Raw genomic sequence first — 269 nt, 5'->3', positions numbered from 1 at the left:
GCCGCTGCCACCCAGCGCCGAACTGCAGTGGTGGTACCAGTACTACTTCGCCACCCCACGCGGCCAGGCTGGCTACGAGCAGAACCGCCATGCCTTCGCCAAACTGATCTGGCAAACCGCCTCGCCCAAGTGGGCTTTCGATGACGCCACGTTCGAGCGCAGCGCCCAGGCCCTGGATAACCCCGATCAAGTGGCGATTACCGTGCACAACTACCGCTGGCGGCTGGGGCTGGCCCAAGGCGAAACCCGCTATGACCCGCTGGAAGCCA

The 269-nt window shown here is 65.1% G+C and carries 1 pseudogene; it reads left to right on the top strand.

What is annotated here, in order from left to right:
• Window positions 1–269, top strand: a pseudogene (locus SB786_RS36435) (alpha/beta hydrolase); the annotation flags it as partial.

This window comes from Burkholderia sp. SIMBA_062 (assembly GCF_046534765.1).
GTDB lineage: Bacteria > Pseudomonadota > Gammaproteobacteria > Burkholderiales > Burkholderiaceae > Burkholderia > Burkholderia ambifaria.
This window is presented reverse-complemented; position numbering and strand designations above follow the sequence as displayed.